The 26,926-nt window shown below is 68.6% G+C and carries 26 protein-coding genes; 17 read left to right on the top strand and 9 right to left on the bottom strand.

Features of this window, described 5'->3' with window-relative positions; genetic code table 11:
- Nucleotides 1–32: 32 nt before the first annotated feature.
- Entirely contained in the window at nt 33–1,274 is a 1,242-nt protein-coding gene (locus tag ACUYTF_RS05665) for an MFS transporter (RefSeq protein ID WP_449279443.1), read from the top strand.
- Nucleotides 1,275–1,455: 181 nt separating this feature from the next.
- On the opposite strand, the gene ACUYTF_RS05670 is transcribed toward ACUYTF_RS05665, so the two are convergent.
- Complete coding sequence (locus ACUYTF_RS05670; protein WP_449279444.1) at nt 1,456–2,637, bottom strand: 4-hydroxybenzoate 3-monooxygenase; 1,182 nt, start codon at nt 2,635–2,637, stop codon at nt 1,456–1,458.
- A gap of 99 nt (nt 2,638–2,736) precedes the next feature.
- The gene (locus tag ACUYTF_RS05675) at nt 2,737–3,489 is read right to left on the bottom strand and encodes an IclR family transcriptional regulator domain-containing protein (protein WP_434142104.1); all 753 of its coding nucleotides are present in this window, start codon (nt 3,487–3,489) and stop codon (nt 2,737–2,739) included.
- Nucleotides 3,490–3,600: 111 nt separating this feature from the next.
- On the opposite strand from ACUYTF_RS05675, the gene ACUYTF_RS05680 reads away from it, so the two are divergent.
- The 10 genes from ACUYTF_RS05680 (at nt 3,601) to ACUYTF_RS05725 (ending at nt 13,993) form a co-directional block, all read left to right on the top strand.
- Complete coding sequence (locus ACUYTF_RS05680; protein ID WP_449279445.1) at nt 3,601–4,281, top strand: HD domain-containing protein; 681 nt, start codon at nt 3,601–3,603, stop codon at nt 4,279–4,281.
- A 27-nt stretch (nt 4,282–4,308) separates the two neighbouring features.
- Nucleotides 4,309–5,115, top strand: coding sequence for an IclR family transcriptional regulator (locus ACUYTF_RS05685; protein ID WP_449279446.1), 807 nt, complete (start codon nt 4,309–4,311; stop codon nt 5,113–5,115).
- Between the two features lie 86 nt (nt 5,116–5,201).
- Nucleotides 5,202–6,482, top strand: a complete 1,281-nt coding sequence (locus ACUYTF_RS05690; RefSeq protein ID WP_449279447.1) for a cytochrome P450 — start codon at nt 5,202–5,204, stop codon at nt 6,480–6,482.
- Complete coding sequence (locus tag ACUYTF_RS05695) at nt 6,479–7,561, top strand: PEP/pyruvate-binding domain-containing protein (RefSeq protein ID WP_449279448.1); 1,083 nt, start codon at nt 6,479–6,481, stop codon at nt 7,559–7,561. Before ACUYTF_RS05690 ends, ACUYTF_RS05695 begins: the two co-directional genes overlap by 4 nt.
- 30 nt (nt 7,562–7,591) lie before the next feature.
- Entirely contained in the window at nt 7,592–9,424 is a 1,833-nt protein-coding gene (locus tag ACUYTF_RS05700; protein ID WP_449279449.1) for a PEP-utilizing enzyme, read from the top strand.
- A 5-nt stretch (nt 9,425–9,429) separates the two neighbouring features.
- A complete protein-coding gene (locus ACUYTF_RS05705) occupies nt 9,430–10,191 on the top strand; it encodes an SDR family NAD(P)-dependent oxidoreductase (protein ID WP_449279450.1) in 762 nt (253 codons plus the stop codon).
- Nucleotides 10,192–10,220: 29 nt separating this feature from the next.
- Entirely contained in the window at nt 10,221–10,541 is a 321-nt protein-coding gene (locus ACUYTF_RS05710; RefSeq protein WP_449279451.1) for a 2Fe-2S iron-sulfur cluster-binding protein, read from the top strand.
- Nucleotides 10,542–10,543: 2 nt separating this feature from the next.
- A complete protein-coding gene (locus tag ACUYTF_RS05715) occupies nt 10,544–11,818 on the top strand; it encodes an NAD(P)/FAD-dependent oxidoreductase (protein WP_449279452.1) in 1,275 nt (424 codons plus the stop codon).
- 13 nt (nt 11,819–11,831) lie between these two features.
- Nucleotides 11,832–12,503: an HD domain-containing protein gene (locus ACUYTF_RS05720; RefSeq protein ID WP_449279453.1), complete on the top strand. Its 672-nt coding sequence runs from the start codon at nt 11,832–11,834 to the stop codon at nt 12,501–12,503.
- Nucleotides 12,500–13,993 (top strand): aldehyde dehydrogenase family protein, encoded by a 1,494-nt coding sequence (locus ACUYTF_RS05725; protein ID WP_449279454.1) that lies wholly within the window; start codon nt 12,500–12,502, stop codon nt 13,991–13,993. Before ACUYTF_RS05720 ends, ACUYTF_RS05725 begins: the two co-directional genes overlap by 4 nt.
- A gap of 82 nt (nt 13,994–14,075) precedes the next feature.
- Here ACUYTF_RS05725 and ACUYTF_RS05730 read toward each other — a convergent pair whose 3' ends face one another.
- Nucleotides 14,076–14,660 carry a PadR family transcriptional regulator gene (locus ACUYTF_RS05730; RefSeq protein ID WP_449279455.1) on the bottom strand — a complete coding sequence of 195 codons (585 nt, stop codon included), beginning with the start codon at nt 14,658–14,660 and terminating at the stop codon, nt 14,076–14,078.
- Between the two features lie 111 nt (nt 14,661–14,771).
- On the opposite strand from ACUYTF_RS05730, the gene ACUYTF_RS05735 reads away from it, so the two are divergent.
- Nucleotides 14,772–15,917 carry an aromatic ring-hydroxylating dioxygenase subunit alpha gene (locus tag ACUYTF_RS05735; protein WP_449279456.1) on the top strand — a complete coding sequence of 382 codons (1,146 nt, stop codon included), beginning with the start codon at nt 14,772–14,774 and terminating at the stop codon, nt 15,915–15,917.
- Nucleotides 15,918–15,919: 2 nt separating this feature from the next.
- Nucleotides 15,920–16,903: a PDR/VanB family oxidoreductase gene (locus tag ACUYTF_RS05740; RefSeq protein ID WP_449279457.1), complete on the top strand. Its 984-nt coding sequence runs from the start codon at nt 15,920–15,922 to the stop codon at nt 16,901–16,903.
- 22 nt (nt 16,904–16,925) lie between these two features.
- On the opposite strand, the gene ACUYTF_RS05745 is transcribed toward ACUYTF_RS05740, so the two are convergent.
- Nucleotides 16,926–17,441, bottom strand: a complete 516-nt coding sequence (locus tag ACUYTF_RS05745; protein ID WP_449279458.1) for a MarR family winged helix-turn-helix transcriptional regulator — start codon at nt 17,439–17,441, stop codon at nt 16,926–16,928.
- Between the two features lie 104 nt (nt 17,442–17,545).
- Here ACUYTF_RS05745 and ACUYTF_RS05750 point away from each other — a divergent pair, with 104 nt between their 5' ends.
- From ACUYTF_RS05750 to ACUYTF_RS05765, 4 genes are all read left to right on the top strand, one after another.
- Nucleotides 17,546–17,998 (top strand): MaoC family dehydratase, encoded by a 453-nt coding sequence (locus ACUYTF_RS05750; protein ID WP_449279459.1) that lies wholly within the window; start codon nt 17,546–17,548, stop codon nt 17,996–17,998.
- A gap of 74 nt (nt 17,999–18,072) precedes the next feature.
- Complete coding sequence (locus tag ACUYTF_RS05755) at nt 18,073–19,068, top strand: ABC transporter substrate-binding protein (RefSeq protein WP_449279460.1); 996 nt, start codon at nt 18,073–18,075, stop codon at nt 19,066–19,068.
- Between the two features lie 79 nt (nt 19,069–19,147).
- The gene (locus tag ACUYTF_RS05760) at nt 19,148–20,677 is read left to right on the top strand and encodes an acyl-CoA synthetase (protein WP_449279461.1); all 1,530 of its coding nucleotides are present in this window, start codon (nt 19,148–19,150) and stop codon (nt 20,675–20,677) included.
- Between the two features lie 38 nt (nt 20,678–20,715).
- Nucleotides 20,716–21,924: a multidrug effflux MFS transporter gene (locus ACUYTF_RS05765; RefSeq protein WP_449279462.1), complete on the top strand. Its 1,209-nt coding sequence runs from the start codon at nt 20,716–20,718 to the stop codon at nt 21,922–21,924.
- 58 nt (nt 21,925–21,982) lie between these two features.
- Here the strand turns inward: ACUYTF_RS05765 and ACUYTF_RS05770 are convergent, their stop codons facing one another.
- From ACUYTF_RS05770 to ACUYTF_RS05790, 5 genes are all read right to left on the bottom strand, one after another.
- A complete protein-coding gene (locus ACUYTF_RS05770) occupies nt 21,983–22,885 on the bottom strand; it encodes an amidohydrolase family protein (RefSeq protein WP_434142071.1) in 903 nt (300 codons plus the stop codon).
- A 2-nt stretch (nt 22,886–22,887) separates the two neighbouring features.
- Nucleotides 22,888–23,859, bottom strand: coding sequence for an ABC transporter substrate-binding protein (locus ACUYTF_RS05775; protein WP_449279463.1), 972 nt, complete (start codon nt 23,857–23,859; stop codon nt 22,888–22,890).
- 83 nt (nt 23,860–23,942) lie between these two features.
- Nucleotides 23,943–24,638 (bottom strand): FadR/GntR family transcriptional regulator, encoded by a 696-nt coding sequence (locus ACUYTF_RS05780; protein ID WP_449279589.1) that lies wholly within the window; start codon nt 24,636–24,638, stop codon nt 23,943–23,945.
- Between the two features lie 175 nt (nt 24,639–24,813).
- A complete protein-coding gene (locus ACUYTF_RS05785) occupies nt 24,814–26,025 on the bottom strand; it encodes an acyl-CoA dehydrogenase family protein (RefSeq protein WP_449279464.1) in 1,212 nt (403 codons plus the stop codon).
- A complete protein-coding gene (locus tag ACUYTF_RS05790) occupies nt 26,022–26,915 on the bottom strand; it encodes an amidohydrolase family protein (protein WP_449279465.1) in 894 nt (297 codons plus the stop codon). The genes ACUYTF_RS05785 and ACUYTF_RS05790 overlap by 4 nt, the downstream gene beginning before the upstream one ends.
- Nucleotides 26,916–26,926: the final 11 nt, after the last annotated feature.

The raw sequence follows: 26,926 nt of genomic DNA on the forward strand, positions 1-26,926 counted from the left end.
AGCGGGTGCACAACAGTGGAGAGGACGCGAAGGTGACGGATTCTGCGAGGAGCGTGCTGCTCAGGTTCGCTCCGGCGATCTACGGGCCGAACCTGCTCTTCGCGCTCGGCGAGGGCGCGGTCGTGCCGCTGATCCCGGTGATCGCGACGAAGCTGGGCGCCGATCTGTCGCTGTCAGCGTTCATCGCGACTGCCCTCGTCGTCGGGCAGCTGTGCGGCAATCTGCCGGCCGGCTGGTTCGTCGCGCGCCTCGGCGAGCGCAAGACGATGGTGCTCGCGGCCGTGGTGGCGCTCGTCGGCGCGGCAGGCATCGGCCTCGCCCCGAACCTCGGCGTGCTCGCCGCGTCGGTGTTCGTCATCGGTCTCGCCGCGGCGGCGTTCGGCCTGGCGCGGCATGCGTTCATGGTGGTGCACGTGCCGCTGGCCTTCCGCGCCCGCGCGCTCGCGCTGCTCGGCGGCACCTTCCGTTTCGGCATGTTCGCGGGGCCCATGTGCGCCGCCCTGCTGCTGACCCTCACGGGCGCGACGGAGTCGGCCGCCTGGTTCTTCGTCGCCTGCCTCGTCGGCTGCGCGGCGCTGGCGGGTCTCGGGCCCGATCCCGAGCTCGAGATGCAGCGGCAGGAGTCGCGGGGCCCGGCCGATGCCGTGACCGCGACGGGCCCGATCGTCGGCCCGAGCGGGGTGCTCGCCACCATGTGGCGCCATCGCGGGGTGCTCGCGCGCATGGGCGTCTCGGCCTCGGCGCTGTCGGCGGTGCGCCAGTCGAGGCAGGTCGTGCTGCCGCTGTGGGGCGTCTCCCTCGGCCTCGACCCCGAGGCCATCGCGCTCGTCATCGGTGTGACCGGCGCGATCGACTTCGCGCTGTTCTACGCGAGCGGTCAGGTGATGGATCGCTTCGGGCGGCTGATGGCGGTGCTGCCTTCGATGCTGATCATGGGCCTCGGCTTCCTGCTGCTCGCCCTCTCGCACGACCTCCCGGGCGCCGGGGTCTGGTACGCGGCGATGGCGGTGCTCACGGGCGTCGGCAACGGCCTCTCGACCGGCATCCTGATGACGCTCGGTGCCGATCTGTCGCCGAGAGGCGACCCCGCGCCGTTCCTCGGGTCGTGGCGCCTCATCGGCGATGCGGGCGGTGCGGCGGCGCCGCTGCTGTTCTCGGCCCTCGCGGGGGTCGCTACGATCGGCATCGCGACGGCCGCGGTCGGCGTCATCTCGCTCGCCGGCGCCTGCGGGTTCGCGCGCTGGATCCCGCGCTACATCACCGCGAAGCGGTAGGCGCGACCGCCTCAGGGGAGGTGTTGCTCCAGGGATCGACGGGCGTATCGGCGCCGAACGACCGGACAGTCGAAGTGCAGTGATTCCGCTATCCGGTCGTTCCGCGCCTCTACGCCGGCCTCGCGTCAGGGGCCCGGAGCCAGGGTGCGGAGCCGAAGGCGCCGGCCGCAGCTCGCGGCGCTCAGACGTCGGTGCGCAGCGGCCAGCCGGTGTACGCCTCTGCCAGGTACTGCTTGCCCGCCTCGGAGTCGACGACCGAGCGCAGTTCGCCGAGCTGGCGCAGTCGGTCGAACTCGCTCGCCTCGGGCTGCAGGTGCAGCATGCTCGTCATCCACCACGAGAAGTGCTGCGACTTCCAGATGCGCTTGCGGGCGGCCTCGCTGTAGTTGTCGATGCCCGACGCGTCGTTCTCCGTGAGCAGGCGGCGCAGCGCCTCGTTGAGCAGCACGACGTCGGCGATGGCGAGGTTCATGCCCTTCGCGCCGGTCGGCGGCACGGTGTGCGCGGCATCGCCGACGAGGGCGACACGGCCGTGGCGCAGCTCGCTCGCGACGAAGCTGCGGAAGCGCAGCACATCGCGCTGGAAGATGTGCCCTTCCTTGAGATCGTGGCCGGGGGTGCGCCGCTGCAGGATGTCCCAGATCTCGCTCTCGCTCAGCGACTCGGGGTCGGTCAGCGGGTCGCACTGGAAGTACATGCGCTGCACCGAGGGGCTGCGCTGGCTGATGAGCGCGAAGCCGTCGGGCGAGTTGCTGTAGATGAGCTCCTCCGCGCTCATCGGCGCCTCTGCGAGTACGCCGAACCAGGCGAAGGGGTATTCGCGGAAGTGGCCCGACGAGCGCGAGCCCGTGACTGTGGGGCGTACGGCGCTGTGCGAGCCGTCGGCGCCGACGACGAAGTCGGCGACGATCTCGAAGTCGTTCCCGTCGGCGTCGGTGCCGAGCACACGGGGCGAGTCGGTCTCGGCGCCCTCGACGGCGGTCACCCGGGCGCCGAAGCGCAGATCCTGCCCGGCCTCGAGGCGGGCCGCGATGAGGTCTTTCAGCACCTCGTGCTGCGGGTAGAGCCATACGCTGCGGTCGATGAGGGTCTTGAAGTCGATGCGATGGGCCTCGTCGTCGAAGTGCAGCTCGATGCCGTCGTGGCGGTCGCCGATCTCGTGCACGCGGCTGTGCGGGATCTTCTCGAGCAGCTCGACGGTGCCCTGCTCGAGGATGCCGGCGCGGATGGTCGACTCGATCGATTCGCGGTCGCGCGAGTCGACGATGATCGAGTCGATGCCGGCCTCGGCGAGCATGTGCGAGAGGAGGAGGCCCGCGGGGCCTGCTCCGACGATGGCGACGCGGGTGCGTTCTGCGGTCATGGGGTGTCTCCTTCGACTCGGTCTGATGCCAGTGTGCGATGTCGTGCGCCCGCTCGCACATTCTTCCCAATCAATGAGAAACGACCGAGCGGCGGGCGATCAGGGGCGGTTGGCGCGCAGCTGCTCCTCGATGCGCGCGGCAGCCCGTTTCAGCGACTCGACAGCTCCCGCGACCGGCGCATCCCGCGGCAGGATGACCGATAGCGCCGCGATCACGACGCCCGCATCGCGCACCGGCACCGCGACGCCCGTCGACACCGACTCGATCGAGCCGGGTGCGACGACGAGCCCCGTGCGCCTGATCTCGGCCAGGGATCGCCGCAGACGGTCGGGGTCGGTGATCGTCGCCGGCCCGACCGACGCGAGCGGAGCCGACAGCAGGCGATCCCTCACCCGCGCCGGGGCGAAGGCCAGCAGCACGAGGCCCGAAGACGAGGCGTGCAGGGGCAGGCGCCCGGCGATGCGCGTGATGTTGGCGCCGGCGTCGGGGTGCGAGAGGCGCTCGATGAACAGCGCCTCCTCCTGCTCGAGCACCGCGAGCTGCGTGTGCTCGCGGATCTCGGCCTGCACCGCCTCCATGTAGGGCAGCGCGGCTTGACGCAGCCGCAGCGCCGTCGAGCCGCGCAGGGCGAGCTCCCACAGGCGCATGCCGAGCCTGATGCGCCGATCCTCGTCGCGCTCGAGCATGCCGGCCTCGATGAGCTCGTCGATGAGGCGGTGCGCGGTCGACGAGGGGAGCCCGGCCCGACGCCCGATCTCGCTCGCCGATTGCAGCGTGCGGTCGGCCTCGAAGGTCTCGAGCACCCGCACCACGCGCGTGATCATCGAGTCGCCGCTCGCCGAATTCGCCATGCTGAAAGCATGCCACGTGCGGAGCTCGACCCGGGCCCCGCGATCCGCTAGCGTTTCGATTGGGCGGAAACGCGGCTTGCCGATGGGCACGAAGGAGTGTGAGATCGATCCATGTTGCCGAAACTCGAACCGACCGAGAACCAGTACGGCGCACCTGTTGCGCAGTTCATTCCCGCAGAGGTCACGGGCATCTTCGCGATGGAGCCCGAGCACCGCGCCGTCTGGGAACTCGCCGAGCCGTACCTGAAGGTGCGGGACAACGACGCCCATACGGTCTACGCCTACGGGCTCGCCCGCACGCTCTGCGCATCGGAGCCCGACGCCGACCCCGGCATCGTGCTGCCCGCCATCCTGCTGCACGACACGGGCTGGTCGCAGGTGCCCGGGGAGCTCGTGCTGCGGGCGATCAGCCCGGCGGGCGGCGACCCCGAACTCGTGCTGCTGCACGAGCGCGAAGGAGTGCGCCTCGCGACCGCCATGCTCGAATCCCTCGGCTTCGCTCCGAATCGCATCGCCGAGATCGTCGACATCATCTCGACGCACGACAGCATGAAGGCGGCGAAGTCGCTCAACGACGCGATCGTGAAAGACGCCGACAAGCTCTGGCGCCTGAGCCCGCACGGCATCGACACCGTCATGGACTGGTTCGGCCTCGACCGCGCGACAGCAGCGCGCCTCTGCTCGTGGCGCGTGCAGGATTACGTGCACACCGACGCAGCGCGGACCCTCGCGCGCGGCCTCGCCGCCATCGCCTCGATCGACGCCGCGCCCGAGCGGGTCGCGCTGGGCTGATGGAGGCGGGTAGTTGAGGCGGAGCGGATGAGGACCGGCGACTCGGGGCGGAGCGTGGCCTCCCGCATCTTCGCCGTGTTCGAGGCTTTCGAGGATCACGGCCCCCTGCTGTCGCTCACGCAGATCGCGGAGTGCTCGGGCCTGCCGATATCGACGACGCACCGCATCGTCGCCGAGCTGCAGGAATGGGGCGCGCTCGCGCGCGACGCGCACGGGCGCTATCAGGTCGGGCTGCGCCTGTGGGAGCTCGCGCAGAACGCGAGCCGACGTCTGCGGGAGGCGTCGCGGCCGTTCATCCAGGATCTCTTCTCGCTCACCGGCGAGACCGCCCACCTCGCCATCCGCGAGGGCAATGAGGTGCTCTACGTCGATCGCATCTACGGCTCCAAGCGCGTGCCGAAGGCGTCGCGCATCGGCGGCCGCCTGCCGCTACACGCGACCGCGGTCGGCAAGGTGCTGCTCGCAGGCGAAGAGCAGTGGTTCAAGGACGCCTATCTTGCGGGCGAACTGGTGAGCCTGACTCCGTACACGCACGTCGACCCCGTCGCGCTCGCCGCAGAGCTCGATGAGATCGCCGATCAGGGCTTCGCGGTGGCCGGGGAGGAGGCGCGCACCGGCGCCTGCTCGATCGCCGTACCGATGCTCGTCGGCCGCGGTTCGGTGCCGAACATCGTGGATGCGGCGATCGGGCTGGTCTGCCCGCTCGACCAGTGGTCGAGCCTCACCAACCACCTGCCGGCGCTGCAGGGCATCGCGCGGCGCATCGAGCAGAACTTCCAGCCTCGCCTCGGCTCCCTCGGCGTCACCAGCGACGACCCAAGTCGTTTCCGCTGAGTGGAAGCCCCGGTTCGCGCTCCGTGGGCCGCGACGCATACTTTCGGCAGACGCATTTTCGAAGAAGAGATCGTGGAGGACAGGTCATGACCGCATCGGAGAGCGCCGCGCAGGGCGGCTGCCCCGTGGCTCACGGGCATCACGGCTTCGAGCCGTTCGCGCAGAAGGATCCCTTCCCCGCCTATGCGGAGCTGCGGCGCGAAGAGCCCGTCATGTTCGACGAGCGGGTGGGGTACTGGGTGGTGACCCGGTACGACGATGTGAAGGCCGTCTTCGACGATTGGGAGACCTTCAGCAGCGAGAACGCGCAGGCCCCAGTGCGCCAGCGCGGCGCGGAGACGAAGCGGATCATGGAGGAGGGCGGTTTCACGGCCTACTCGGGCCTCTCGGCCCGTCGCCCGCCCGAGCATTCGCGCATCCGCAAGGTCGCGCAGAAGGCCTTCACGCCGCGCCGGTTCAAGGCGCTCGAGCCCTCCATCCGCGAGCACGTCGTCGACCGTCTCGAGGCCATGAAGGCCCGCCCCGACGCGACCGGCGACTTCTTCGCCGACCTCGCCTATGACGTGCCGACCATCACGATCCTGACGCTCATCGGCGCCGACACGAACCAGGTCGACCTCTTCAAGCAGTGGAGCGACTCGCGGGCCGCGATGACCTGGGGCGACCTCTCCGACGAAGAGCAGATTCCGCACGCCCACAATCTCGTCGACTACTGGCAGGAGTGCCTGCGTCTCGTCGCGGACGCCCACGAGCACGAGCGCGACACGCTGGTCGGCGACATGATCCGCGCGCAGCAGGCGGGCGACGAGATCAGCGACCACGAGATCGCCTCGGTCGTGTACAGCCTGCTCTTCGCCGGGCACGAGACGACGACGACCCTCATCGCGAACTCGCTGCGCGTGCTGCTCGACCACCCCGAGCAGTGGCAGCGCATCGTCGACGACCCGAGCCGCATCGCCGCGGCCGTCGACGAGGTGCTGCGCTACAGCGGCTCGATCGTCGCCTGGCGGCGCAAGGCGCTCAAGGACACCGAGGTCGGCGGCGTCGCGATCCCCGAGGGGGCCGAGCTGCTGCTCGTCATGGGCTCGGCGAACCGCGACGCCGAGCGCTTCGCCGACGGCGAGGCCTTCGACATCGGCCGCGAGAACGCGCGCGAGCACCTGAGCTTCGGCTTCGGCATCCACTACTGCCTCGGCAACATGCTCGCCAAGCTGCAGGCGAAGATCGCGATCGAAGAGACCGCGCGCCTGCTGCCCGGGCTGCGGCTCGCCGACGGCGCAGACATCGATTTCCGCGAGAACCTCTCGTTCCGAGTGCCCCTCGAGGTGCCCGTGACCTGGGCCGAGACCGAGGAGGCGGCGGCATGAACGCCATCGACACCCGTTACGTGCAGTTCTTCGATGCGGGGATCGCGCCCGACCACGACCAGCTCGGCGGCAAGTGCGCCTCGCTCGTCACGATGACCGCGGCCGGCATGCCCGTGCCCCCGGGCTTCGCCGTCACGACCGCGGCCTACGACCGCTTCGTCACCGAATCGGGCGTCGCCGGCTTCATCGTCGGCGCGCTCGAAGGGCTCGATCCCGAGGACGTCGGGGTGATCGACCGCATCTCGCAGACGATCAGGGATCGCATCTGCGAGAGCCCCGTGCCCGAGGCGCTGCACGACGCCGTCTCGGCCGGCTGGGCCGAACTGCAGGGCCGCTTTCCGCAGCCCGTGCCGGTCGCGGTGCGCAGCTCGGCGACGGCGGAGGATCTGCCCGACGCGAGCTTCGCCGGTCAGCAGGACACCTACCTCTGGCTGACCGACGAGACCGAGATGCGCGAGCACATCCGCAAGTGCTGGGCCTCGCTCTACACGAGCCGCGCCATCACCTACCGGCTCAAGAACGACATCCCCGAAGAGGGCCTGTCGATGGCCGTCGCCGTGCAGAAGATGGTGTCGGCGCGCACCGCCGGCGTCGCGATGACGCTGAACCCGAGCACCGGCGACCGATCGAAGGTCGTCATCGACGCCTCGTGGGGCATCGGCGAGGCCGTCGTCTCGGGCTTCGTCACCCCCGACAACCTGATGCTCGACAAGGTGATGCTCAGCATCATCGAGGAGCACATCGGCGACAAGCACATCGAGATGGTGCCGGTCGCGGGCGAGAAAGGCCTCGTCGAACGGCCGGTCGAAGAAGCGCGCCGCACTGTGCGCTGCCTGAGCGACGCCGAAGTGCGAGCGGTCGCAGAGCTCGCCAAGCGCGCCGAGCAGCACTACGGCACTCCGCAGGACGTCGAATGGGCGATCGACAACGACCTCCCCGACGGCGAGAACCTGCTGCTGCTCCAGGCTCGCCCCGAGACGGTGCACTCCTCGAAGCCGCAGGAGGCGAAGCCCGTCACCGCGACCATCGGCGTGGGCAGCCTCACCTCGATGCTGACCGGCTCCATCAAACTCCCATAAGCACATCACCTTACGAACAGGATCAGAACAATGACGTCAGAATCCCCGGCACACGCCCTCAAATCGTTCCCCAGCGCCGCAGACATCCCCGTGCCCGAGGGTGCCGAAGGATGGGAGCAGCTCTATCCCTACTACCTGCCGTTCCGCGAGGGCGACGGCTCCGAGAACAAGTTCTGGTTCTGCGACAGCCAGCACTGGCCGACCGCGTACAAGCCGTTCGAGACGATCGGCGGCGAGTTCGCCGTGAAGTGCCTCGGCCAGTACAACACGCGCCACCTGCTCATCCCGCCGGCCAACGGCATCGAGTTCAAGGTGCACCTCGGCTACCTCTACATGAGTCCCGTGGCCGTGGCGCCCGAGGACATGGCGGCCCGCGTGCCCGAGTTCGAACGCCGCGTCGGCCACTACTTCGGCAACTGGGAGCGCCTGCTCGACGACTGGCGCATCAAGGTGCGCGGCACGATCGCCGATATGGAGGCGCTGAGCTTCGCGACGCTGCCCGACATGGTGCCGTTCGAAGACATCGAGAACGGCACAGCGAAGGACGGCTCGGAGGTGCTGCTCGAGGGCTACGACCGCCTCATCCAGCTCGCCTACCAGAACTGGCAGTACCACTTCGAGTTCCTGAACCTCGGCTACCTCGCCTATCTCGACTTCTTCAACTTCGCGAAGGAGGCCTTCCCTGGCATCCCCGATCAGGCCATCGCCAAGATGGTGCAGGGCGTCGACATGGAGCTCTTCCGCCCCGATGACGAGCTCAAGACGCTCGCGACGCTCGCCTCGGAGCTCGGGCTGCAGAGCGCGTTCGAGAACACCGACGATGTCGCCGGCACCCTTAGGGCTGTCGCTGCGCTGCCCGGCGGCGAGCGCTGGCTCGCCCGCTACGAGGAGGCGCAGGATCCCTGGTTCAACTTCACGGTCGGCAACGGCTTCTACGGGCACGACAAGTACTGGAACGAGTACCAGGAGATCCCGCTCGGCTACATCAGGGACTACATGCGCCGGGTCGATGCGGGCCAGACCATCCTGCGCCCGAAGGAGGAGCTGATCGCCGAACGCGACCGCATCATCGGCGAGTACCGCGGCATGCTCGACGCCGACAACGCGGCCGTCTTCGACGCCAAGTGCGGCCTCGCCGCGACGGCCTACCCCTACGTCGAGAACCACAACTTCTACATCGAGCACTGGACGATGGGCGTCTTCTGGCGGAAGGTGCGCGAGCTCGGGCGCGTCTTCGTCGCAGCAGGGTTCTGGGACGACGAGAGCGACATCCTCTACCTGACCCGTAACGAGGTGCGCGACGCCCTCTTCGACTACGTCACCGGTTGGGCCGTCGGCTGCGACTCGGTCGGCCCGCAGTACTGGCCGGCCGAGATCGCCCGCCGCGCGAAGATCGTCGATGCGCTGCAGAGCCAGCGGCCCCAGCCTGCCCTCGGCACGCCGCCCGCAGAGATCACCGAGCCGTTCACCCAGATGCTCTGGGGCATCACGACCGAGCAGGTGCAGACCTGGCTCGAAGACGACGATGCCGACGACAGCGGTGCGATCAAGGGCATGGCCGCATCGCCGGGCCTCGTCGAGGGCCGCGCGCGCGTCGTCTACCACGCCGACGACCTCGGAGAGGTGCAGGACGGCGAGATCCTCGTCGCCACCATCACGGCACCGTCGTGGGGGCCGGTGTTCGGCAAGATCAAGGCCACCGTCACCGATATCGGCGGCATGATGAGCCACGCGGCCATCGTCTGCCGCGAGTACGGCCTCCCGGCGGTCACGGGTACCGGCAACGGCTCGACGAGCATCCGCACCGGCCAGCTCATCCGCGTCGACGGCAACGCCGGCCGCGTCGAAGTGCTCGAGGGGTGACCGGCATGGCGCAGGCATCCGCAGCGGCCGGCCGCACCGCCCTCGTGACGGGCGCGGCCGGCGGCCTCGGGCGATCGTTCGCCCTGGGATTCGCCGAGCGCGGCTACGCCGTCGCCGTCGCCGATGTCGACGAGGCGGGCGCCGCGGAGACCGCGGCGCTCATCGCCGACGCCGGCGGGCGCGCCTGGCACGGCCGCCTCGACGTGACCTCGGTGGATTCGACCGAGGAGGTCGCCGCCGCGGTCGCCGAATTCGGGGGCGGGCGCATCGATGTGCTCGTCAACAACGCCGCCCTCTACGCGGGCATCACCCGCGCCTCGATCGAGGAGCTCGACCCGGCCGAATGGGATCGGGTCATGGCGGTGAACGCGAAGGGTCCGTGGCTCATGACCCGCGCCGCGAGCCCGCACCTCGGCGCCGGCTCGAGCGTCGTCAACATCGCCTCGGCGACTGTCATGTCGGGGTCGGCGCAGTGGGCGCACTACGTCTCGTCGAAGGGGGCGGTCATCGCGCTCACCCGGGTCATGGCGAAGGAGCTGGGCGTGCGCGAGATCACGGTCAATGCGATCGCCCCGGGGTTCACCCTCACCGAGGCGAGCTACGGGCACATGGCCGATGCCGACAGCTACGGCGTCGATCGCGGTGCTCTGCGCCGGGCCAGCACGCCCGAGGACATCGTCGGCGCAGCGCTCTTCCTCGCCGGCCCCGACGCGGCCTTCATCAGCGGCCAGACCCTCGTCGTCGACGGCGGCCGGCAGTTCATCTGACAACGAAGCAACGAAGCAAAGGAGCAGTCATGCCTCAGGTAACTTTCACCGATTCGAGCGGCGCCGAGACCGTTATCGCGGCGAACGTCGGCGACTCCGTCATGGAGACCGCGGTGCGCAACGGCATCACGGGCATCGTCGCCGAGTGCGGGGGATCCCTGTCGTGCGCCACCTGCCACGTCTTCGTGCGCGAGGATCAGCTCGCCTCGCTGGCCCCGATGGAGGAGATGGAGGACGAGATGCTCTGGGGCACCTCGGTCGACCGCCAGGACAACTCGCGCCTGAGCTGCCAGCTGCGCATCGAAGAGGGCACCGATCTGCACGTGACCCTGCCCGAGACCCAGGTCTGATCGTGACCGCGCCCGCTCGATCGGCCGAGCACGGCCTGCTCATCATCGGTTCGTCGCAGGCCGGCGTGCAGCTCGCGGTGTCGCTGAGAGCGCTCGGCTACGAGGCTCCGATCCGGCTGCTCGGCGATGAGGATCACCGGCCGTACCAGCGACCGGCCCTCTCGAAGGAGTTCCTGCAGGACAAGATCTCGAAGGAATCCCTCATCTTCCGCACGCAGGAGTACTGGGACGAGCACCGTATCGAGGTCGTCAAGGGCGAGTGGATCGTGCGGCTGGACCAGCGGCCCGACGGCTCTGGAACCGCGATCTCGGCCACCGGTGCGACCTTCGCGTATGACCGCCTCGCACTGACGGTGGGCGCCCGCGCCCGCCACCTCGAGAAGCCCGGCGCGATGCTCGACGGCGTGCTCTACCTGCGCAACGCCGACGACGCCCTCGACCTCAAGGCGCGCGTCGCACGTGCCCAGAGCATCGTCGTGGTCGGCGGCGGCTTCATCGGCATCGAAGCGGCCGCGAGCCTGCATTCGATGGGGAAGACCGTGACGCTCATCGACCGCGGCGACCGGCTCGTGCGGCGGGCCGTCGGCCCCGAGACGTCCGACTTCATCCTGCGTCATCACCGCGGGCAGGGCATCGACATCCGCCTCGGCACCGATATCGACGAGATCGTCGGGATGGACGGCCGGGTGCGCGCGGTGCGGGCGGGCGGCGAGGAGATCGCCGCCGATATCGTGCTGGTGGGCATCGGTGTGATCCCGAACACCGGGCTCGCCGAGCAGCTGGGCCTCGAGGTGTCGAACGGCATCGTCGTCGACAGGTACGCGACCGCATCCGATGGCAGCACGCTCGCCATCGGCGACTGCGCGAACCTGCCGAACCCCATCCCGGGGGCGCCCGACGGGGAGCGCGTGCGGTTCGAGAGCGTGAACCACGCGATCGAGCAGGCGAAGGTCGCGGCCTACGCGCTCACCGGACGCCAGGCCGAGTACGAGAACATCCCGTGGTTCTGGTCGAACCAGGCCGACCTCAAGCTCCAGATCGCCGGCGTCTCGACGGGCTACGATCGCGTCGTCGACCGCAGCCCCGAGGGCCCGAACAAGTTCTCGCTGCTCTACTACCGCGGCGACCGGCTCATCGCGGCCGATTGCATCAACGCGCCCCTCGATTTCATGATGGTGCGCCAAGCGCTCACCAAGGGCATCAACCTCTCCGCCGAAGCCGTCGCCGACCCGGCGACCCCGCTGAAGACGCTGCTCGCGGCGTCGCAGAATTCCTAGGGAAGTGACCACCATGCAGACGCATCCTCTGCCCCAGCTGCCGATCCGGGCCGCGGGGCCGGTCGACACCTCGCCCATTGCGAGCACCCCCGCCGCGGGCGACGACCTCGACCCGATCTGGGCCGCCGTCGTACCCGAGACGCGGGCGCGCTCGAACGACATCCACCTGCCGATCTCGTTGGCCTACGCCGAGCGACTGCTCGCCGCCCACCCCGAGGCCGATGCGCTGCTCGTGCGGGTCGCCATCCTGCTGCACGACACGGGCTGGGGGCGCGTCGACGAAGACCGCATCCTCTCGGAGGGATTCACCGGCGACTGGCGCAAGGCCGACATCCGGTACCAGCACGAGCAGCAGGGCTGCGAGATCGCCCGCGAAGTGCTGCCGCCGCTCGGCTACGACGCCGAGTTCGTCGAGGCCGTCTGCGCCATCATCGACGGGCACGACACCCGGCCGGTGGCGCACACGCTCGAAGACGCGCTCGTACGAGACGCCGACCGGCTCTGGCGCTTCGATCATGCAGGCATCGCGCTCGCGTCGGGCTGGTTCGGCCTCGACCCCGCGACCTATACCGCGCGTCTCAGGTCCGAGATCGTGCCCGAGCTCCTCAGCGAGGCCGCCATCGAGATGGCGAACGCCGACCTCGATCGCTCGGACGCGCTGCTCAAGACGGCGGTGCTGCGATGAGCGGGGCGGGCGCGGCTGCGGCGGCGTCGAGCATCGAGCCCGGCGGGCCTCGCGAGTCGACGTGGCACCCGACCGACCAGTTCATCGGGGGCGCCTGGGTGCCCTCGCACGGCACCGAGCGCATCGACGTCGTCGACCCCGCCACCGGCGAAGCGTGGGCGAGCGTGCCCGCCGGCGACGCCGCAGACGTCGACGCCGCAGTCGAGGCCGCCCGTGCCGCCTTCGTCGAGGGGCCGTGGGCGCGGATGCGGCCGAGCGCGCGCGCCGAGGTGCTGCTGCGCTTCGCCGACGAGGTCGAGGCGCGGGCCGACGAGCTTTCGGCGACGAACACCCGCGAGAACGGTTCGCCGGTCGCCGAATCCGGAGGAGCCGCCGCGAACGCCGCCGGCATCCTGCGCTACTACGCGTCGCTCGCGGGCCACCTCGAACAGGAGGACGTGCGGGAGTTCCCGAACGGCACGGGGCGAAGCGTCGTGCGCCGCGACCCGCTGGGGGTCTGCGCCCTCATCGCGCCGTGGAACTTCCCGATCAACCTCGTCGTCATCAAGCTCGCGCCGGCGCTGCTCGCCGGCAATTCGGTCGTCATCAAGCCGGCCTCGCCCACCCCGCTGTCGATCCGGCACATCGTGGATGCCGCTGCGGCGGCCGGCGTACCCGACGGAGTCGTCAACCTCATCACCGGCCCGGGCCGCATGGGCGACGTGCTCGTCAAGCATCCGCTCGTGAACAAGGTGGCCTTCACCGGGTCGACCGAAGTCGGCCGCCGCATCGCCGCGGCGTGCGGCGAGCTGCTGAGGCCGGTCACGCTCGAGCTCGGCGGAAAGTCGGCCGCGATCCTGCTCGACGACGTCGATCTCGACGCGTTCGCCGAGGTGTTCGTGCGTTCGAGCATGCGCAACACGGGGCAGACCTGCTACATCTCGACGCGCATTCTCGCGCCCGAGTCGCGGTACGAGGAGGTCGTGGCGCGCATCACCGAGGTGGTCGAGAGCAGCCCGCAGGGCGATCCGTTCGACCCGTCGACGGTGTTCGGCCCGGTCGCGAACCGCCCGCAGTACGAGTCGGTGCTCGAGCACCTCGAATCGGCGCGCGCCGAGGGTGCGAGGTTCGCGACGGGCGGCGAGCCGTTGCCGGGGCCGGGCTTCTTCGTGGCCCCGACGGTGCTCGCAGACGTCACCCCGGAGATGCGCGTCGCCCGGGAGGAGATCTTCGGCCCCGTCGTCACGGTGCAGCGGTACGCGACCGAGGATGAGGCCATCGAGCTCGCCAACAGCACCCCGTTCGGGCTCGGCGGCATCGTCTTCTCGGCCGACCCCGACCGGGCCTTCGCGATCGCCGAGCAGGTCGACAGCGGGTCGGTCGGCGTGAACTTCTTCGCCTCGAACCACGCCGCGCCGTTCGGCGGTCGGCACGACTCGGGCCTCGGCGTGGAGTACGGCATCGAGGGCCTCGAGCAGTACGTCTCGTACAAGTCGATCCACCGCAGGTAGGCGGGCGCGGCGGCATGCTTGTGCTCTTCGTCGGGCGAGTGGGAAACCGCTGGGGCGGCTGCCGGACCCGGGACCGGTGGCGCTACCCGTCGAGCTCGTCGAGCAGCTCGAGCCCGCGCTCGGCCCACGCGATCTCCGTGTCGGCGCGCGAGATCTTGCCCTCGTAGGCGAAGGTCTTGAAGGCGGCCACGCGATCCCTGTCGGCCGGATCCGTCACGGCGAAGCGGCGCTGGATCGCGGGGCTCGTGCGATCCCTGATCTCGTCGATCTGCCGCTGCGCGACGCGCTTCACCTCTCGGAACGCCTCCCGGTGCTCGATGAGCCGTTCGCGCGCCGACTCGGCATCGCCCCACTCGAAGTACGCGGCGAGCAGGTGGGCCTGATCGCGTTCGGGCGCGTAGCTGAGCGGTGTGCGCTGCCAGCTCGCGAGCGCGGCCCGCCCCGCATCGGTGATCGAGTACTGGGTCTTCGTCGCCTGCTTCTGGCCCCACGGCACCTGCTCGGCCTCGAGCAGCCCTTCCGCCTGCATCTTGCGCAGCTCGGGGTAGATCTGCGAATCGGGGGCGTGCCAGAGGTGGCCGACCGAACCCCTGAACTGCTTCGCCGCGTCGTACCCGGTGAGCGGGCCGGCCGAGATGAGCGCGAGGAGCGCCGAGCGAAGACTCACTGCGTGGTTCCTTTCGTCGTGACTCATATTCTTGCGCAAAACCAAATAGCTATGTATATAGTTATTGCACATCTTCGACAGGAAGCCGTCGACTGAGCAAGGGAGCTCGCAATGAATGCCGAATCGTCGTCCACCGTGGCCAAGCTGCTGTCGTACCCCCTGAACGGCTGGTACGTCGCGGCGTGGGATCACGAGGTCACCGCGAAGGGGATCCTCGCGCGCACCATCGCGGGCCGCCCGCTCGCGATCTACCGCACGCAGGACGGGCGCCCGGTCGCCCTCGCCGATGCCTGCTGGCACCGCCTCGCTCCGCTCTCCCAGGGCAAGCTCATGGGCAACGACGAGATCCAGTGCCCGTACCACGGCCTGCGCTTCAACTCGGCAGGTCGCTGCACCGGCATGCCGGCGCAGGAGACCTTGAACCCGTCGGCGACCGTGCCGTCGTTCCCCGTCGTCGATCGCTACCGCTACGTCTGGGTCTGGCTCGGCGACCCGACCCTCGCCGACCCCGCGACCATTCCCGATATGCACCAGATGGATGCCGAGGGCTGGACGGGCGACGGGCGCACGATCTACGCCCCCTGCAACTACCAGCTCGTGCTCGACAACCTCATGGACCTCACGCACGAGGAGTTCGTGCACAGCTCCTCGATCGGGCAGGAGGAGCTCAGCGAGTCGGAGTTCAAGGTCACGCATACCGAGGACTCGGTGACCGTGACCCGGTGGATGCGGAACATCGACGCCCCGCCGTTCTGGCTCAAGAACATGCGCGACAAGTTCCCCGGCTTCGACGGGAAGGTCGACCGCTGGCAGATCATCCACTGCTATTACCCGTCGACGATCTGCATCGACGTGGGCGTCGCGAAGGCCGGCACCGGAGCCCCCGAGGGCGACCGCTCGCAGGGCGTGAACGGTTACGTGATGAACACGATCAGCCCCGAGCAGGATCGCAGCTGCCACTACTTCTGGTCGTTCCAGCGCAACTACCGCCTCGACAGCCAGCTCATCACGACGCAGCTGCGCGACGGCGTGCACGGCGTCTTCGGCGAGGACGAGCGCATGCTGAAGGCGCAGCAGGACGCGATCGACCTGAACCCCGACTACGAGTTCACCAGCCTCAACATCGACGCCGGCGGCATGTGGGTGCGCCGCATGCTCGAGCGGGCGATGGAAGCCGAGGGGCGCTCTACGACCGCGGCCCCCCGCGGCTTCCGCTCGGTCGGCAAGGCGCCCGCCGCTGCCGGGGCAGAGGCGTAGCCGTGGCCGATAAGCAGTCCGAATGGCAGTGGGCGACGGTCGTCGAGGCGACGGAGATCGCGACGGGAGTGCTCAGGATCGAACTGAGCCCCGAGCGCCCGACCCCGGTGAAACCCGGCGAGCACGTCGATGTGGCGGTCGAGCTCGAGGATCGCGGCGATGAGCGCTCGTATTCGATCGCGGGCGCCAGTGCGAGCGGTGACCGCATCGCGCTCAGCGTCTACGAGTCGCCGACGTCGCGCGGCGGTTCGCGCTTCATGCACGGCCTCACGGCGGGCGATCGGCTGCGGATCACCAAGCCCCTGCAGGACTTCCCGCTGCGGGTGGGCGCGCCGTCGTACGCGCTCGTCGCGGGCGGCGTCGGCATCACCGCGATCCGAGGCATGGCCACGCTGCTGAAGCGCCTCGGCGCCGACTACACCCTGCACTACGTCGGCAATTCGCCCGAGCGCATGGCGTACCTCGACAGCCTCGCCGAGGAGCACGGCGATCGCCTCGTGCCGCACATCACCGCCCGGCACGGGCGCATGAGCGTCGCTGGCCTGATCGAATCGGTGCCGCGCGACGCCGAGCTCTACATGTGCGGGCCCATCCGCCTCATGGAGGAGATCAAGCGCACGTGGGAGCGCGGCGAGCGGGACATGACGGCGCTGCGCTTCGAGACCTTCGGCAACTCGGGCTGGTACGAACCCGAGGCGTTCGAGGTGAGCGTGCCGCAGTACGACGTGACGGTGCAGGTGCAGGCGGGCGAGTCGATGCTCGAGGCGCTCGAGAACGCGGGGGTCGACATGATGTTCGACTGCCGGCGCGGCGAATGCGGGCTCTGCGAGGTCGAGATCCTGCAGGTCGAGGGCAAGGTGGATCACCGCGACGTCTTCTACTCGGAGCGGCAGAAGGCGCCGAACAAGAAGATGTGCTGCTGTGTCTCGCGCATGGCGGGCGGCTGCCCGGGCCGGCCCGCGCGGGTGGTCATCGAGACCAGCTGAGCGGGGCGGGCGGGCGGTGGGTTCAGAACCGGGGGTCGGCGAGCGTGCGCAGCGCCAGGAAGAGCGCGTCGCGGTCGTCGGCGCTCGGCAGCTGCGCGAACCAGCCCTGATCGCTCTCGACGACTCTGCTGCGGGCGCGGTCGGCGAGCTCGCGCCCGGCATCGGTCGCGATGACGACCTTCGCCCGGCGGTCGTTCGGGTCGGGTTCGCGGCGCACCAGTTCGCGGCGCTCGAGCTGATCGATGAGTGCGACGATCTGGCTCGGGTCGAGGCGAAGGAACTCGGAGAGCTCGCGCTGCGACGGGCGCGCGTCGGCCGCGGCGATGGCGAGCAGCGAATACGAGCGCGCCTGCAGCCCGAACTCCGCCAGGACATCGTGCATGCGGGCCAGGGACAGTGCATTGGCGCGGGCCAGCAGGAATGCCGGATCCTTGCCGACCTGCGTGTCCCACAGCCGGTCGGAGCTCGACGAGCCGTGCGAGGGAGCAGGAGGTGTCGCGGTGGCCGCATTCTCCGTCGAAGGTGCGGTGGTGGTCATGCGCTTCATTGTATTCTCCAACTCCGAAATACTGGAAGTTCATAATGGTTGACTTTTTCAAGTATTTACTGTTTCATGAAACCATCTGATTCGAAGGAGCGTCAATGACCACGATGATTCCGTACGCGGAACTGCCCGATTACGTCGGCAAGGACCTCGGGTACACCGACTGGTTCGAGATCACCCAGGAGCGGGTGAACCAGTTCGCCGATGCCGCCGACGACCACCAGTGGATCCACGTCGACCCCGAGCGCGCGGCCGACGGCCCCTTCGGCGGCGCGATCGCCCACGGCTTCCTGACCCTGTCGCTGCTCATCCCGCTGCAGACCGAGCTCTTCGACGTCGACGGCGTCAGCACCAAGGTGAACTACGGCCTCGACAAGGTGCGCTTCATCTCGCCCGTCAAGGTCGGCGCGAAGATCCGCGCGACCGCGGTCATCGCCGAGGCGAACGAGGTGCCGGGCGGCACCCAGCTCGTCATCGACGTCACGATCGAGATCGAGGGCGGCTCGAAGCCCGCCGTCGTCGCGCGCAGCCTGCAGCAGTTCTACGCCTGACCTCCCGGCCGTATCAGCACCACCCAACCCTCTCGAACCCCGAGAACCGCTCAGTAACAAAGGAGTCACTGAATATGAAGAAGAAGCGTCTTGCCGTCGCCGCCGCACTCGCGGCGACGACGGCCCTGCTGCTGACCGCCTGCTCCGGCGGGTCCACCGGATCCGACGAAGCGGCGAAGAGCAGCGGCGACGGGCTCACCCGGGTCACCGTCGGGGTCCTGCCGATCGCCCCTTCCGCCGTCGTGCAGATGGGCATCGACGAGGGCATCTTCGAGAAGAACGGCCTCGAGGTCGAGCTGCAGAGCGGGCAGGGCGGCACCGCCCTGCTGCCCGCCGTCTCGAGCGGCTCGATGGAGTTCGCGGTCGGCAACGAGCTCGCCGTGCTGCTCGCGGCGAGCCAAGGCATCGACATGCGCATCGTCACCGGCTACTCGAGCAACGTGCAGAGCCCCGATGATCCCGAGGATCAGGCGCCTTCGGCCGTCGTCGTCAAGAGCGACTCGGGCATCGAGTCGTGGAAGGACCTCGAGGGCAAGACCGTCGCGGTCAATGTCTTCAAGGGCCTGGGCGACCTGAGCATCATGGCGCAGGTCGAGGCCGATGGCGGCGACCCCTCGAAGATCAACTTCACCGAGATCGGCTTCCCCGACCAGACCGCGCAGCTCGAGAGCGGCCACATCGACGCGGCCTGGATCCCCGAGCCCTTCCTCAGCGGCGCGAAGGCCACCGAGGGCATCGAGCAGCTCGGCGACCCGTTGCGCATCATCGACAACCTCAACACGATGGTCACCTTCACCTCGGGCAAGTTCGCCGATGAGCACCCCGACGTGGTGAAGGCCTTCGCCACGTCAATCACCGAGTCCGCCGACCTCGCCATGAGCGATACCGACGCGTTCCGCGCCGCGATCGTCGACTTCACCGGCATGGACGCCGCGGTCGTCGACAAGGTGAACCTCGAGTACATGTCGGGCGACCTCAACCGCGAGATGCTCGAACAGCTCAACGACCTCGCCGTGAAGTACGGCGTCATCGAAGAGGCCCCCGACCTCGACAAGGTCATCTTCAAGTAATCCGCCCGAGGGCCCGGCAGTGCTGCGACGCGGTGCCGGGCCTTCGTCGCGACGGCCGGCACCACCGAAGGACACAGCTGTGCAGCATCAAGGCATCGGCACATGGATCGCCCGCAAAGCGACCCGTTACTCTGACGACATCGCTCTCGTGTACCGTGACCAGCGCATCACCTATGGCGTGTTCGCGGAGCGCATCGACCGCCTTGCGAACGCGCTTTTCGCGGGCGGCGTCGCGCGTGGCGACAGGGTCGCGTACCTCGGCAACAACCATCCGGCCTTCCTCGAGACCCTCTTCGCAGTCGCGACCCTCGGTGCGATCTTCGTTCCGCTCAACACCCGCCTGGCCGCCCCCGAGATCGAGTACGCGCTCGACGACTCGGGCTCGACCGTGCTCATCTTCCACGAGAACCTGCAGGGCGTCGCCCTCGCGGGCAGCGCCGCGACCAGCGTCACGCGCCGAATGATGGTCGAGGAGGCCGGCGGCGACCTCGCGACCGACGGCGTCGAGGACTACGACGCCGTGCTGCGCGATGCCGGCACCGAGCGGTACGACGTGCTCGTCGGTCTCGACGACCGCGCCATGATCCTCTACACTTCGGGCACCACCGGGCGCCCGAAGGGGGCCGTGCTCACCCACGGCAACTTCACCTGGAACAGCTTCAACGCGATCGTCGACAAGGAGATCACGAAGCAGGATCGCGTGCTGCTGATCTCGCCGCTCTTCCACGTCGCGGCGCTCGGCATGGGCGCCCTGCCGTCGCTCCTGCAGGGCGGCATGCTCGTGCTGCACGAGAAGTTCGACCCGGGCCACGTGCTCGAGACCATCGAGGCCGAACGCATCACGATGCTCTCGGGCGTGCCGACCACGTTCCAGCTGATTCAGGAGCACCCGGCCTGGGAGACCACCGATATCTCGAGCCTCACCGGGCTCACCTGCGGCGGATCGGCCGTGCCGCTGCGCGTCATCGAAGCGTACGAGCAGCGCGGCCTCGCCTTCGCGGCCAGCTACGGCATGACCGAGACCTCTCCCGGTGCGACCGCGATGCCGCCGCAGATGACGCGCGAGAAGCCGGGGTCGTCGGGCCTCACGCACTTCTTCAGCGACATCCGCGTCATCGACGAGACCGGCGCCGAGGTGCCGGCAGGGGTCGACGGCGAGATCTGCATGATGGGCCCGAACGTCATCTCCGAGTACTGGCAGAACCCCGAGGCGACCGAGGCGGCCTTCATCGACGGCTGGTTCCGTTCGGGCGACATCGGCCACCTCGACGAGGACGGCTACATCTACATCTCCGACCGCCTGAAGGACATGATCATCTCGGGCGGCGAGAACATCTACCCGGCCGAGGTCGAAGCGATCGTGATGGAGCGCCCCGAGGTCGGCGCCGTCGCGATCATCGGGGTGCCCGATGATAAGTGGGGAGAGGTGCCGCTCGCGGTCGTCGAATTGAAGCCCGGCGCGACGCCCGACGGGCCCGCGATCATGGCGCACCTGGCCGGCCGGCTCGCGAAGTACAAGATTCCGAAGCGCGTCGAGTTCATCGACGAGTTCCCCCGCACGGCGAGCGGCAAGATCCGCAAGGCCGACCTGCGCCGGCAGTACGGGTAGGGCGCGGTGAGACGGCGGTCGCCGCGGAGGGGATGCTGATGCGCGCACCCTCGCACGTCGGGAGTTCCGGGCGCATCTCGCCGGGTCTCATGATCGCCCTCGGGTACGTGTCGATGGCGGCGTCGCTGTCGACCGACCTCTACCTCCCCTCATTCCCAGGGATCGCCGAGCACTTCGCCGTCGGCCCGTCGATCGTGCAGCTGACGCTGACCGCCTTCATGCTCGGCGCGGCGCTCGGCCAGCTCGTCATCGGCGCGCTGTCGGACGCGCTCGGCCGCAGGCCGACGCTCATCGTCGGCCTCGCGGTCTTCGCCGCCTGCGCCTGCGCCGCCGCGATGAGCCCGTCGATCGAACTGCTCATCGCCGCGCGCTTCGTGCAGGGCTTCGCGGGCTCCGCGGGCGCCGTGCTCGCACGGGCCGTCATCGCCGACCTGCTGCCGCCCGCCGAGACCGCGCGGGCGTACGGCACGCTGTTCGTCATGATCGCGCTCGGCCCCGCCGTCGCGAACCCGCTCGGCGGCTGGCTCACCGAGCTCGGCGGCTGGCGCACCCCGCTCGCCGGCCTAGCCGTGCTGACGGCGGGCATGTTCGCGGTCGCCGTGCTCGCCGTCCCCGAGAGCCTCCCGCACGGCCACCGGCAGAGATTCCATGCGGGCCGGCTGCTCGGCAACCTGAAACGGCTCGCCTGCACGCCGTTGTTCGCGGGCTTCGCCGGCGCCTTCGGGCTGGCCTATGCCGGCATGATGGCGTACATCAGCGCGTCGTCGTTCATCGTGCAGGACGTCTTCGGGCTCTCGCCCCTCGGCTACTCGCTCACCTTCGCGCTGACGTCGGCGACGTTCATGTGCGGCGCGTGGGTCAGCCGCAGGCTCGTGCCCCGGTTCGGCGGCGTCGCGACCCTCCGGGCCGGGCAGACCGTGCAGCTGTCGGCTGCGGGCCTCGGCATCGTGCTGGTGCTCACGGGCGTCTTCCCGTTCGGCACCTATCTCGTGGTCGTCGCGAGCTTCACCTGCGGCACCGGCATGATCATGCCGACGTCGTCGGCGCTCGCGGTCGCGCAGGCGGTCGGCGTCGTGGGGGCGGGGTCGGCGCTCGTCGGGTTCAGCCAGTTCCTCTTCGCCGCGATCGGCACCCCGCTCGGCGGGCTCTTCGGCACGGGCACGGCGCTGCCGACGCTCATCGCGATGGCGGGTTTCGCTCTGCTCTCGTTCGTGCTCGCCGGCGTCTCCATCCGACGAGCGCGCTGAGATCCCGGCTGGCGCCCGCCGGAGCCCGTTGTATCAAGAGGGCTCCGGCGACGTCGATTCAGTCGGTGATCTTGTACAGGCTTCGCGCGTTCTCGCCGAGAATCTTCGCAAGGTTCTCGTCACTGATACCGGGGAGGCCCATCTCCTTGCCGATCCGGTCGAGGTTCCTGATCGTGTCGAGATATCCGGTCGAGAACGGGTTCTCCGAGCCGTACAGCAACTTGTCGTAGGGGTTGAGGCAACCGAAGTCGTGGATGATCTGATAGACCTTGCGCGGATGCCAGAACCCCAAGGCGCTCACATCGCCGAAGAAATTCTCGTGCCGGGCGATGACGGCCGCGGCTTCATCGGTCCAGGGATTGCCGAGGTGGCACATCACCACCTTGAGGTTCGGAAACCTGCGGCCTACGTCGTCGAGCAGCCAAGGCCGTTGGAAATCCATCTTCGCGGAGGCCACCGGCGTCCAGCCCATATGGAAGTGCACGGGAACATCGAGCGCCTGTGCGGCTTCGTAGACGGGCTCCACCGCAGGATCCCGTGGGTCGTAGTGCTGGTATGTCGGGAACAGCTTGATCGCGCGAAAGTCGTGTTCCTTGACCATGCGTTCGACCTCGGTGGCAGCACCCCAGGGGTCGGCTACTGGGTCAACGCTCGCGATTCCGAGCAGCCTGCCGTTCGACTCGCGTACTACGCTGGCGACGTAGTCGTTGCTGACGTTGTAAGGCCGTTGTTCGGGCGTGAGCACGCGGTTCCAGTCGCCGGCCATGATCAATCCGAGGTCGACGCCGGTCGCGTCGAGCGTGTCGACGAGGCCGAGCGTATCGCGCTTCTCGCCGGAGATCGGGCCGGTATTGTAGATATTTCCGCGATCGTCCCAGTTCTTCCGGAGTTCCGAGTACACCCACGCGGACACGTGCTTGTTCGGTTCTCCGACATGGAGATGGTTGTCTACCGTGAACATTCTTATCCCTTCCAGTACAGAGTCGAGTAGTCGGGGCCGTCTGTCAGGATGCCGTACCGCTTCGCGCTGCCGGCGATCTTCGGCATTTCGACGAGCCCGCCGCCGAATACCGGGATCGGCATCTCGGACACGACCTCCTCCGGGAGGTCGAGATAGCCGGGAAGCGAAGCTCGGGCTTCATCCGTATGCGCATTCGTGTACTCAGCGGCTTCCGCCATTGCTGCGATGAACTTCTCGGCGGTCTGCGGATGCTCTGCGAGCCATCCGCTGGCGGCGAAGTATCCGCCCACCGCTTCGCCGGCGTACAGTTCGGAATAGGGATGTGCGATCGGCTTCAGCTTGTCCGCGTTGAGTTCGAGGAATGGCGTGACGAGAAAGCCAGCATCGACGTTGCCGGTCTCGACGGCGGCCGGGATCTCAGGAAAAGCGATTTCCACGAACTGCACGGATTCGGGATCTGCCCCGGCGGCTTCGACCGCGTCGCGTACAGCGAGCTCGCTGATACTCGCCAGCGCGTTGATCGCGACGGTCTTCCCTGCGAGGTCCGCGGCGGATTCGATGGAGGAGTCGGTGGATGCGACGATCGACGACATGTCGGCCGTCGGGTCGGAATCGACGATGAACGAGGAGGTCAGTACTTGTACCGGAACGTTCTGCTCAGCGCCGATCGCGACCGAAAGCAGGTTCCCGTCGCCGATGTCGATGCTCCCGGAGAGCGCCGCGGGTACCATGGCTGCGCCGCCGTTGAACTTCTCGAGTTCGATATCGAGTCCGTGCTTCTCGAATATGCCGTTCTCGTCTCCCAGGACGAAAGGTGCGTCGGCAACGCTTCTGAGCACGCCGACCCTGATGGTCTCAAGACCGGAAGCAGGTGCTGCATCGTCTTGGGGCGCGCCTTCCGATGCGCAGGACGACAGCAGTACGAGCCCACACAGGGCGGCCGCAGCAGTCTGCCAGATTCGTGATGTCTTCATTGACGTTCCTTCCGGGAGGGGGGTGTGCCTCGGGGCGCCGGGAGCGCTGCACTGCGCGCTTACCGCCAGAGCTGACGATGCGTCTAGCTGCGTCCTGATGCATGGGATCGGCGGGCGAGCTGGATGATCTCCGAAGCGATGCGCTCTGCGAGGTCGGGGTCTCTCGCCGAGATCGCATCGACGAGCGCATCGTGCTTGAGATTGAGCTCGCTGTTCTCGACGGCGAACGGGCTGGAGAGCGTACTGACCATGTCCGAGATGTGGCCGGCCAGGTCGTCGATGCTCTCGTGCATGTCTGCGAGAAGCTGATTTTTGCTCGCGCGGAGCAGCGCGCGATGGAACTCGACTTCATGGCGCACATAATCCGCGGTGGTTTCAGAACAATTGCGGGCGCTGAGCGAGGCCCTGAGTGCGCTGAGATCGGCCTCGTCCGCGTTCATTGCCGCGAGTCTGGCACCGCGAACCTCGAGAAGGTCGCGAACCTCGTAGACCTCCTCGACGCGATACCTGCCGATCTGCCGACGAAGTACTGCCTGAATCTCGCTGCCAGAGACCACGTATGTCCCGTCGCCGGCGCGGGATTCGAGCAGCCCCGCATGCACGAGTGAACGCAGAGCCTCTCGAATGGTTCCGCGGCTGATGCCCATGGCCCGGGCGAGTTCGAACTCGCCGGGAATCTTCGACCCCACCGGCCATTCCCCATCGGCGATGAGCTGACGCATTTGAACGACGGCCTGGGTGGCGAGAGGAACGTTCCGGGTCGGGCTATGGAGACTCATAGATGTGACCCTTCTTGATCGGAGGCGTGTTTCGGGAAGTCGGATCAATTCTTCTCGCGCAGATGGCAAATGTCAAACATTTAACATCGGAATTGTCGAGTCGCAATGAAGTCGGCTTCTCGTCAGCGATGCGATCGTTGCAGGCTTTCGGCTTCGCGGAGACTGCGGTGCCGTACTACACGAAGGCGGAGGCGCCGGTGAGCGCGCGGCCCACGATCAGCGAGTTCACCTCATGGGTGCCCTCGTACGAGTACACCGCCTCCGCATCGGCGAAGAAACGGGCGACGTCGTAATCGACGACGATGCCGTTGCCGCCGACGACCTCTCGCGCGAGCGCGACCGTCTCGCGGGCGCGCAGCGACGTCCACATCTTCGCGAGCGACGAGTTCGCGTCGCTGAAGACGCCGCGGTCCTGCAGCTCCGAGATCTGGCAGACCATGCCCAGCGACGCGACGACATTGCCCGCCATGCGGGCGAGCTTCTCCTGGATGAGCTGGAAGCCCGCGAGCGGGCGGCCGAACTGCTCGCGCTCGCGCACGTAGCGCGTCGCGGCCTCGAGGGCGCCGGCCTGCAGACCCGCGGCGATCCAGGCGACATCGGCGCGCAGGGTGCCCATGATCGAGGCGACATCGCGCCACGAGTCGATGCGCTGCAGGCGCGCGCTCTCGGGCACGCGCACATCGGTCAGCGTGAAGTCGGCGTTCTGCATCGGCCTGAGCGACACCTTGCCGGTGATCGTCGAGAGTTCGACGCCATCGGCGGTGCGCGGCACGAGGAAGCACTTGACCTGACCGTCGGCGGTGTCGCGGGCGAACACGGCGATCACGTCGGCGCTCACGGCGCCGCCGATCCACCGCTTGTGCCCGTTCAGCACCCACTCGTCGCCGTGACGGGTCGCAGACGTCGTCATACCGCCGGCGATGTCGCTGCCGTGCTCGGGCTCGGTGAGGGCGAAGACGCCCGTGAGGTCGAAGTCGCGGATGCGTGGGTCGAGCTCCGCCGCCTGCTCGGGCGAACCGCCCTGCTGCACGGTGGCGCGGAACAGCCCGGCCTGCGCGTTGTAGACGGTCGCGACCGAGACGTCGGTGCGGGCGAGCACGTAGGTGCGAAAGCCCTTGTAGAGCGACGAGGCCGCCTCCTCGGCGGTCACGCCCTCGGGCTCCATGAGCTTCAGCGGGGCGAGGGCGCCGATGATGCCGGGGGGCATCGTGGCCGTGTCCCAGGCCTCGTTGATGAGGGGCTTCACCTCGTCGTCGAGCGCGCGCTGCAGGCGTCCGAGCGATGCCAGCGCGGCATCGCTGAGCCGGCCGGCCGCGAACTGGAAGGGGTCGATGCCGATGGGGCCGTGCGGTGCGATCTCGGGGTCGCGTAGCCCGCCGGTGCTCATGCCGCACCGCCCAATCGCAACAGGCGCACGGCGTTGTCCTTGACGATGCCGGGCAGCGCCTCGGGCTTGAGCTTCGTCTGCTCGATGTCGCTCAGCCACCGGTCGGGGCTCAGCATCGGGTAGTCGCTGCCGAACAGCACCCGCTTCTTGAGATACGTGCCGGCGGCGCGCACGAGACTCTCGGGGAAGTACTTCGGGCTCCACCCCGAGAGGTCGATCCAGGTGTTGTGCTTGTGCGTGGCGACTGAGATCGCCTCGTCCTGCCACGGCACCGAGGGGTGGGCCATGATGATCTGCAGGTCGCCGAACTCGGCCGCGACGTCGTCGAGCAGTATCGGGTTGGAGAGGCCGAGACGCAGGCCGCGCCCGCCCTTCATTCCCGCGCCGATGCCGGTCTGACCGGTGTGGAAGAGCGCGATCGAGCCCGCCTCCTCGAGCGCCCGATAGAGCGGGAAGTACGCGTCGTCGCTCGGGTCGAAGCCCTGCACCGTCGGGTGGAACTTGAAGCCCCGCACCCCGTGCTCCTCGATCAGGCGCCGGGCCCGGTCGACGGCCTCGGCGCCGAGGTGCGGGTCGACCGTCCCGAAGGGGATCAGCACGTCGTTGTTGCGCGCCGCCCCCTCCGCGATGTCCGCGCTCGAGATCGGCGCGTGCCCGAGGTTCGTGGTCGCGTCGACGGTGAAGACGACGGCGGCCATCTTGCGCTCGCGATAGTACTCGGCGACCGAGTCGAGCTCGGGCTGCAGCCCGCCGTTCTTGAAGTACGCGGCCGCGGCTTCGGCGAGGTCGTCGGGCAGCGAGTTCTGGCCGTGCGCATCCATCTCGATGTGCACGTGCATGTCGATCGCGACGAGCTCGTCGACGTCGATCGCGGGTTCGTAACGGGTCATCGTCGGTCTCC

The sequence above is a fragment of the Leucobacter sp. GX0328 genome (assembly GCF_053567315.1).

Bases quoted from the DNA above. Each gene is read 5' to 3' on its own strand.
- ACUYTF_RS05745 (WP_449279458.1), bottom strand. From the start codon at position 17,441: ATGACCACCACCGCACCTTCGACGGAGAATGCGGCCACCGCGACACCT.
- ACUYTF_RS05675 (WP_434142104.1), bottom strand. From the start codon at position 3,489: ATGGCGAATTCGGCGAGCGGCGACTCGATGATCACGCGCGTGGTGCGG.
- ACUYTF_RS05775 (WP_449279463.1), bottom strand. From the start codon at position 23,859: ATGAAGACATCACGAATCTGGCAGACTGCTGCGGCCGCCCTGTGTGGG.
- ACUYTF_RS05680 (WP_449279445.1), top strand. From the start codon at position 3,601: ATGTTGCCGAAACTCGAACCGACCGAGAACCAGTACGGCGCACCTGTT.
- ACUYTF_RS05690 (WP_449279447.1), top strand. From the start codon at position 5,202: ATGACCGCATCGGAGAGCGCCGCGCAGGGCGGCTGCCCCGTGGCTCAC.
- ACUYTF_RS05765 (WP_449279462.1), top strand. From the start codon at position 20,716: ATGCGCGCACCCTCGCACGTCGGGAGTTCCGGGCGCATCTCGCCGGGT.
- ACUYTF_RS05720 (WP_449279453.1), top strand. From the start codon at position 11,832: ATGCAGACGCATCCTCTGCCCCAGCTGCCGATCCGGGCCGCGGGGCCG.
- ACUYTF_RS05750 (WP_449279459.1), top strand. From the start codon at position 17,546: ATGACCACGATGATTCCGTACGCGGAACTGCCCGATTACGTCGGCAAG.
- ACUYTF_RS05725 (WP_449279454.1), top strand. From the start codon at position 12,500: ATGAGCGGGGCGGGCGCGGCTGCGGCGGCGTCGAGCATCGAGCCCGGC.
- ACUYTF_RS05705 (WP_449279450.1), top strand. From the start codon at position 9,430: ATGGCGCAGGCATCCGCAGCGGCCGGCCGCACCGCCCTCGTGACGGGC.
- ACUYTF_RS05770 (WP_434142071.1), bottom strand. From the start codon at position 22,885: ATGTTCACGGTAGACAACCATCTCCATGTCGGAGAACCGAACAAGCAC.
- ACUYTF_RS05755 (WP_449279460.1), top strand. From the start codon at position 18,073: ATGAAGAAGAAGCGTCTTGCCGTCGCCGCCGCACTCGCGGCGACGACG.
- ACUYTF_RS05670 (WP_449279444.1), bottom strand. From the start codon at position 2,637: ATGACCGCAGAACGCACCCGCGTCGCCATCGTCGGAGCAGGCCCCGCG.
- ACUYTF_RS05710 (WP_449279451.1), top strand. From the start codon at position 10,221: ATGCCTCAGGTAACTTTCACCGATTCGAGCGGCGCCGAGACCGTTATC.
- ACUYTF_RS05695 (WP_449279448.1), top strand. From the start codon at position 6,479: ATGAACGCCATCGACACCCGTTACGTGCAGTTCTTCGATGCGGGGATC.
- ACUYTF_RS05780 (WP_449279589.1), bottom strand. From the start codon at position 24,638: ATGAGTCTCCATAGCCCGACCCGGAACGTTCCTCTCGCCACCCAGGCC.
- ACUYTF_RS05790 (WP_449279465.1), bottom strand. From the start codon at position 26,915: ATGACCCGTTACGAACCCGCGATCGACGTCGACGAGCTCGTCGCGATC.
- ACUYTF_RS05700 (WP_449279449.1), top strand. From the start codon at position 7,592: ATGACGTCAGAATCCCCGGCACACGCCCTCAAATCGTTCCCCAGCGCC.
- ACUYTF_RS05685 (WP_449279446.1), top strand. From the start codon at position 4,309: ATGAGGACCGGCGACTCGGGGCGGAGCGTGGCCTCCCGCATCTTCGCC.
- ACUYTF_RS05785 (WP_449279464.1), bottom strand. From the start codon at position 26,025: ATGAGCACCGGCGGGCTACGCGACCCCGAGATCGCACCGCACGGCCCC.
- ACUYTF_RS05735 (WP_449279456.1), top strand. From the start codon at position 14,772: ATGAATGCCGAATCGTCGTCCACCGTGGCCAAGCTGCTGTCGTACCCC.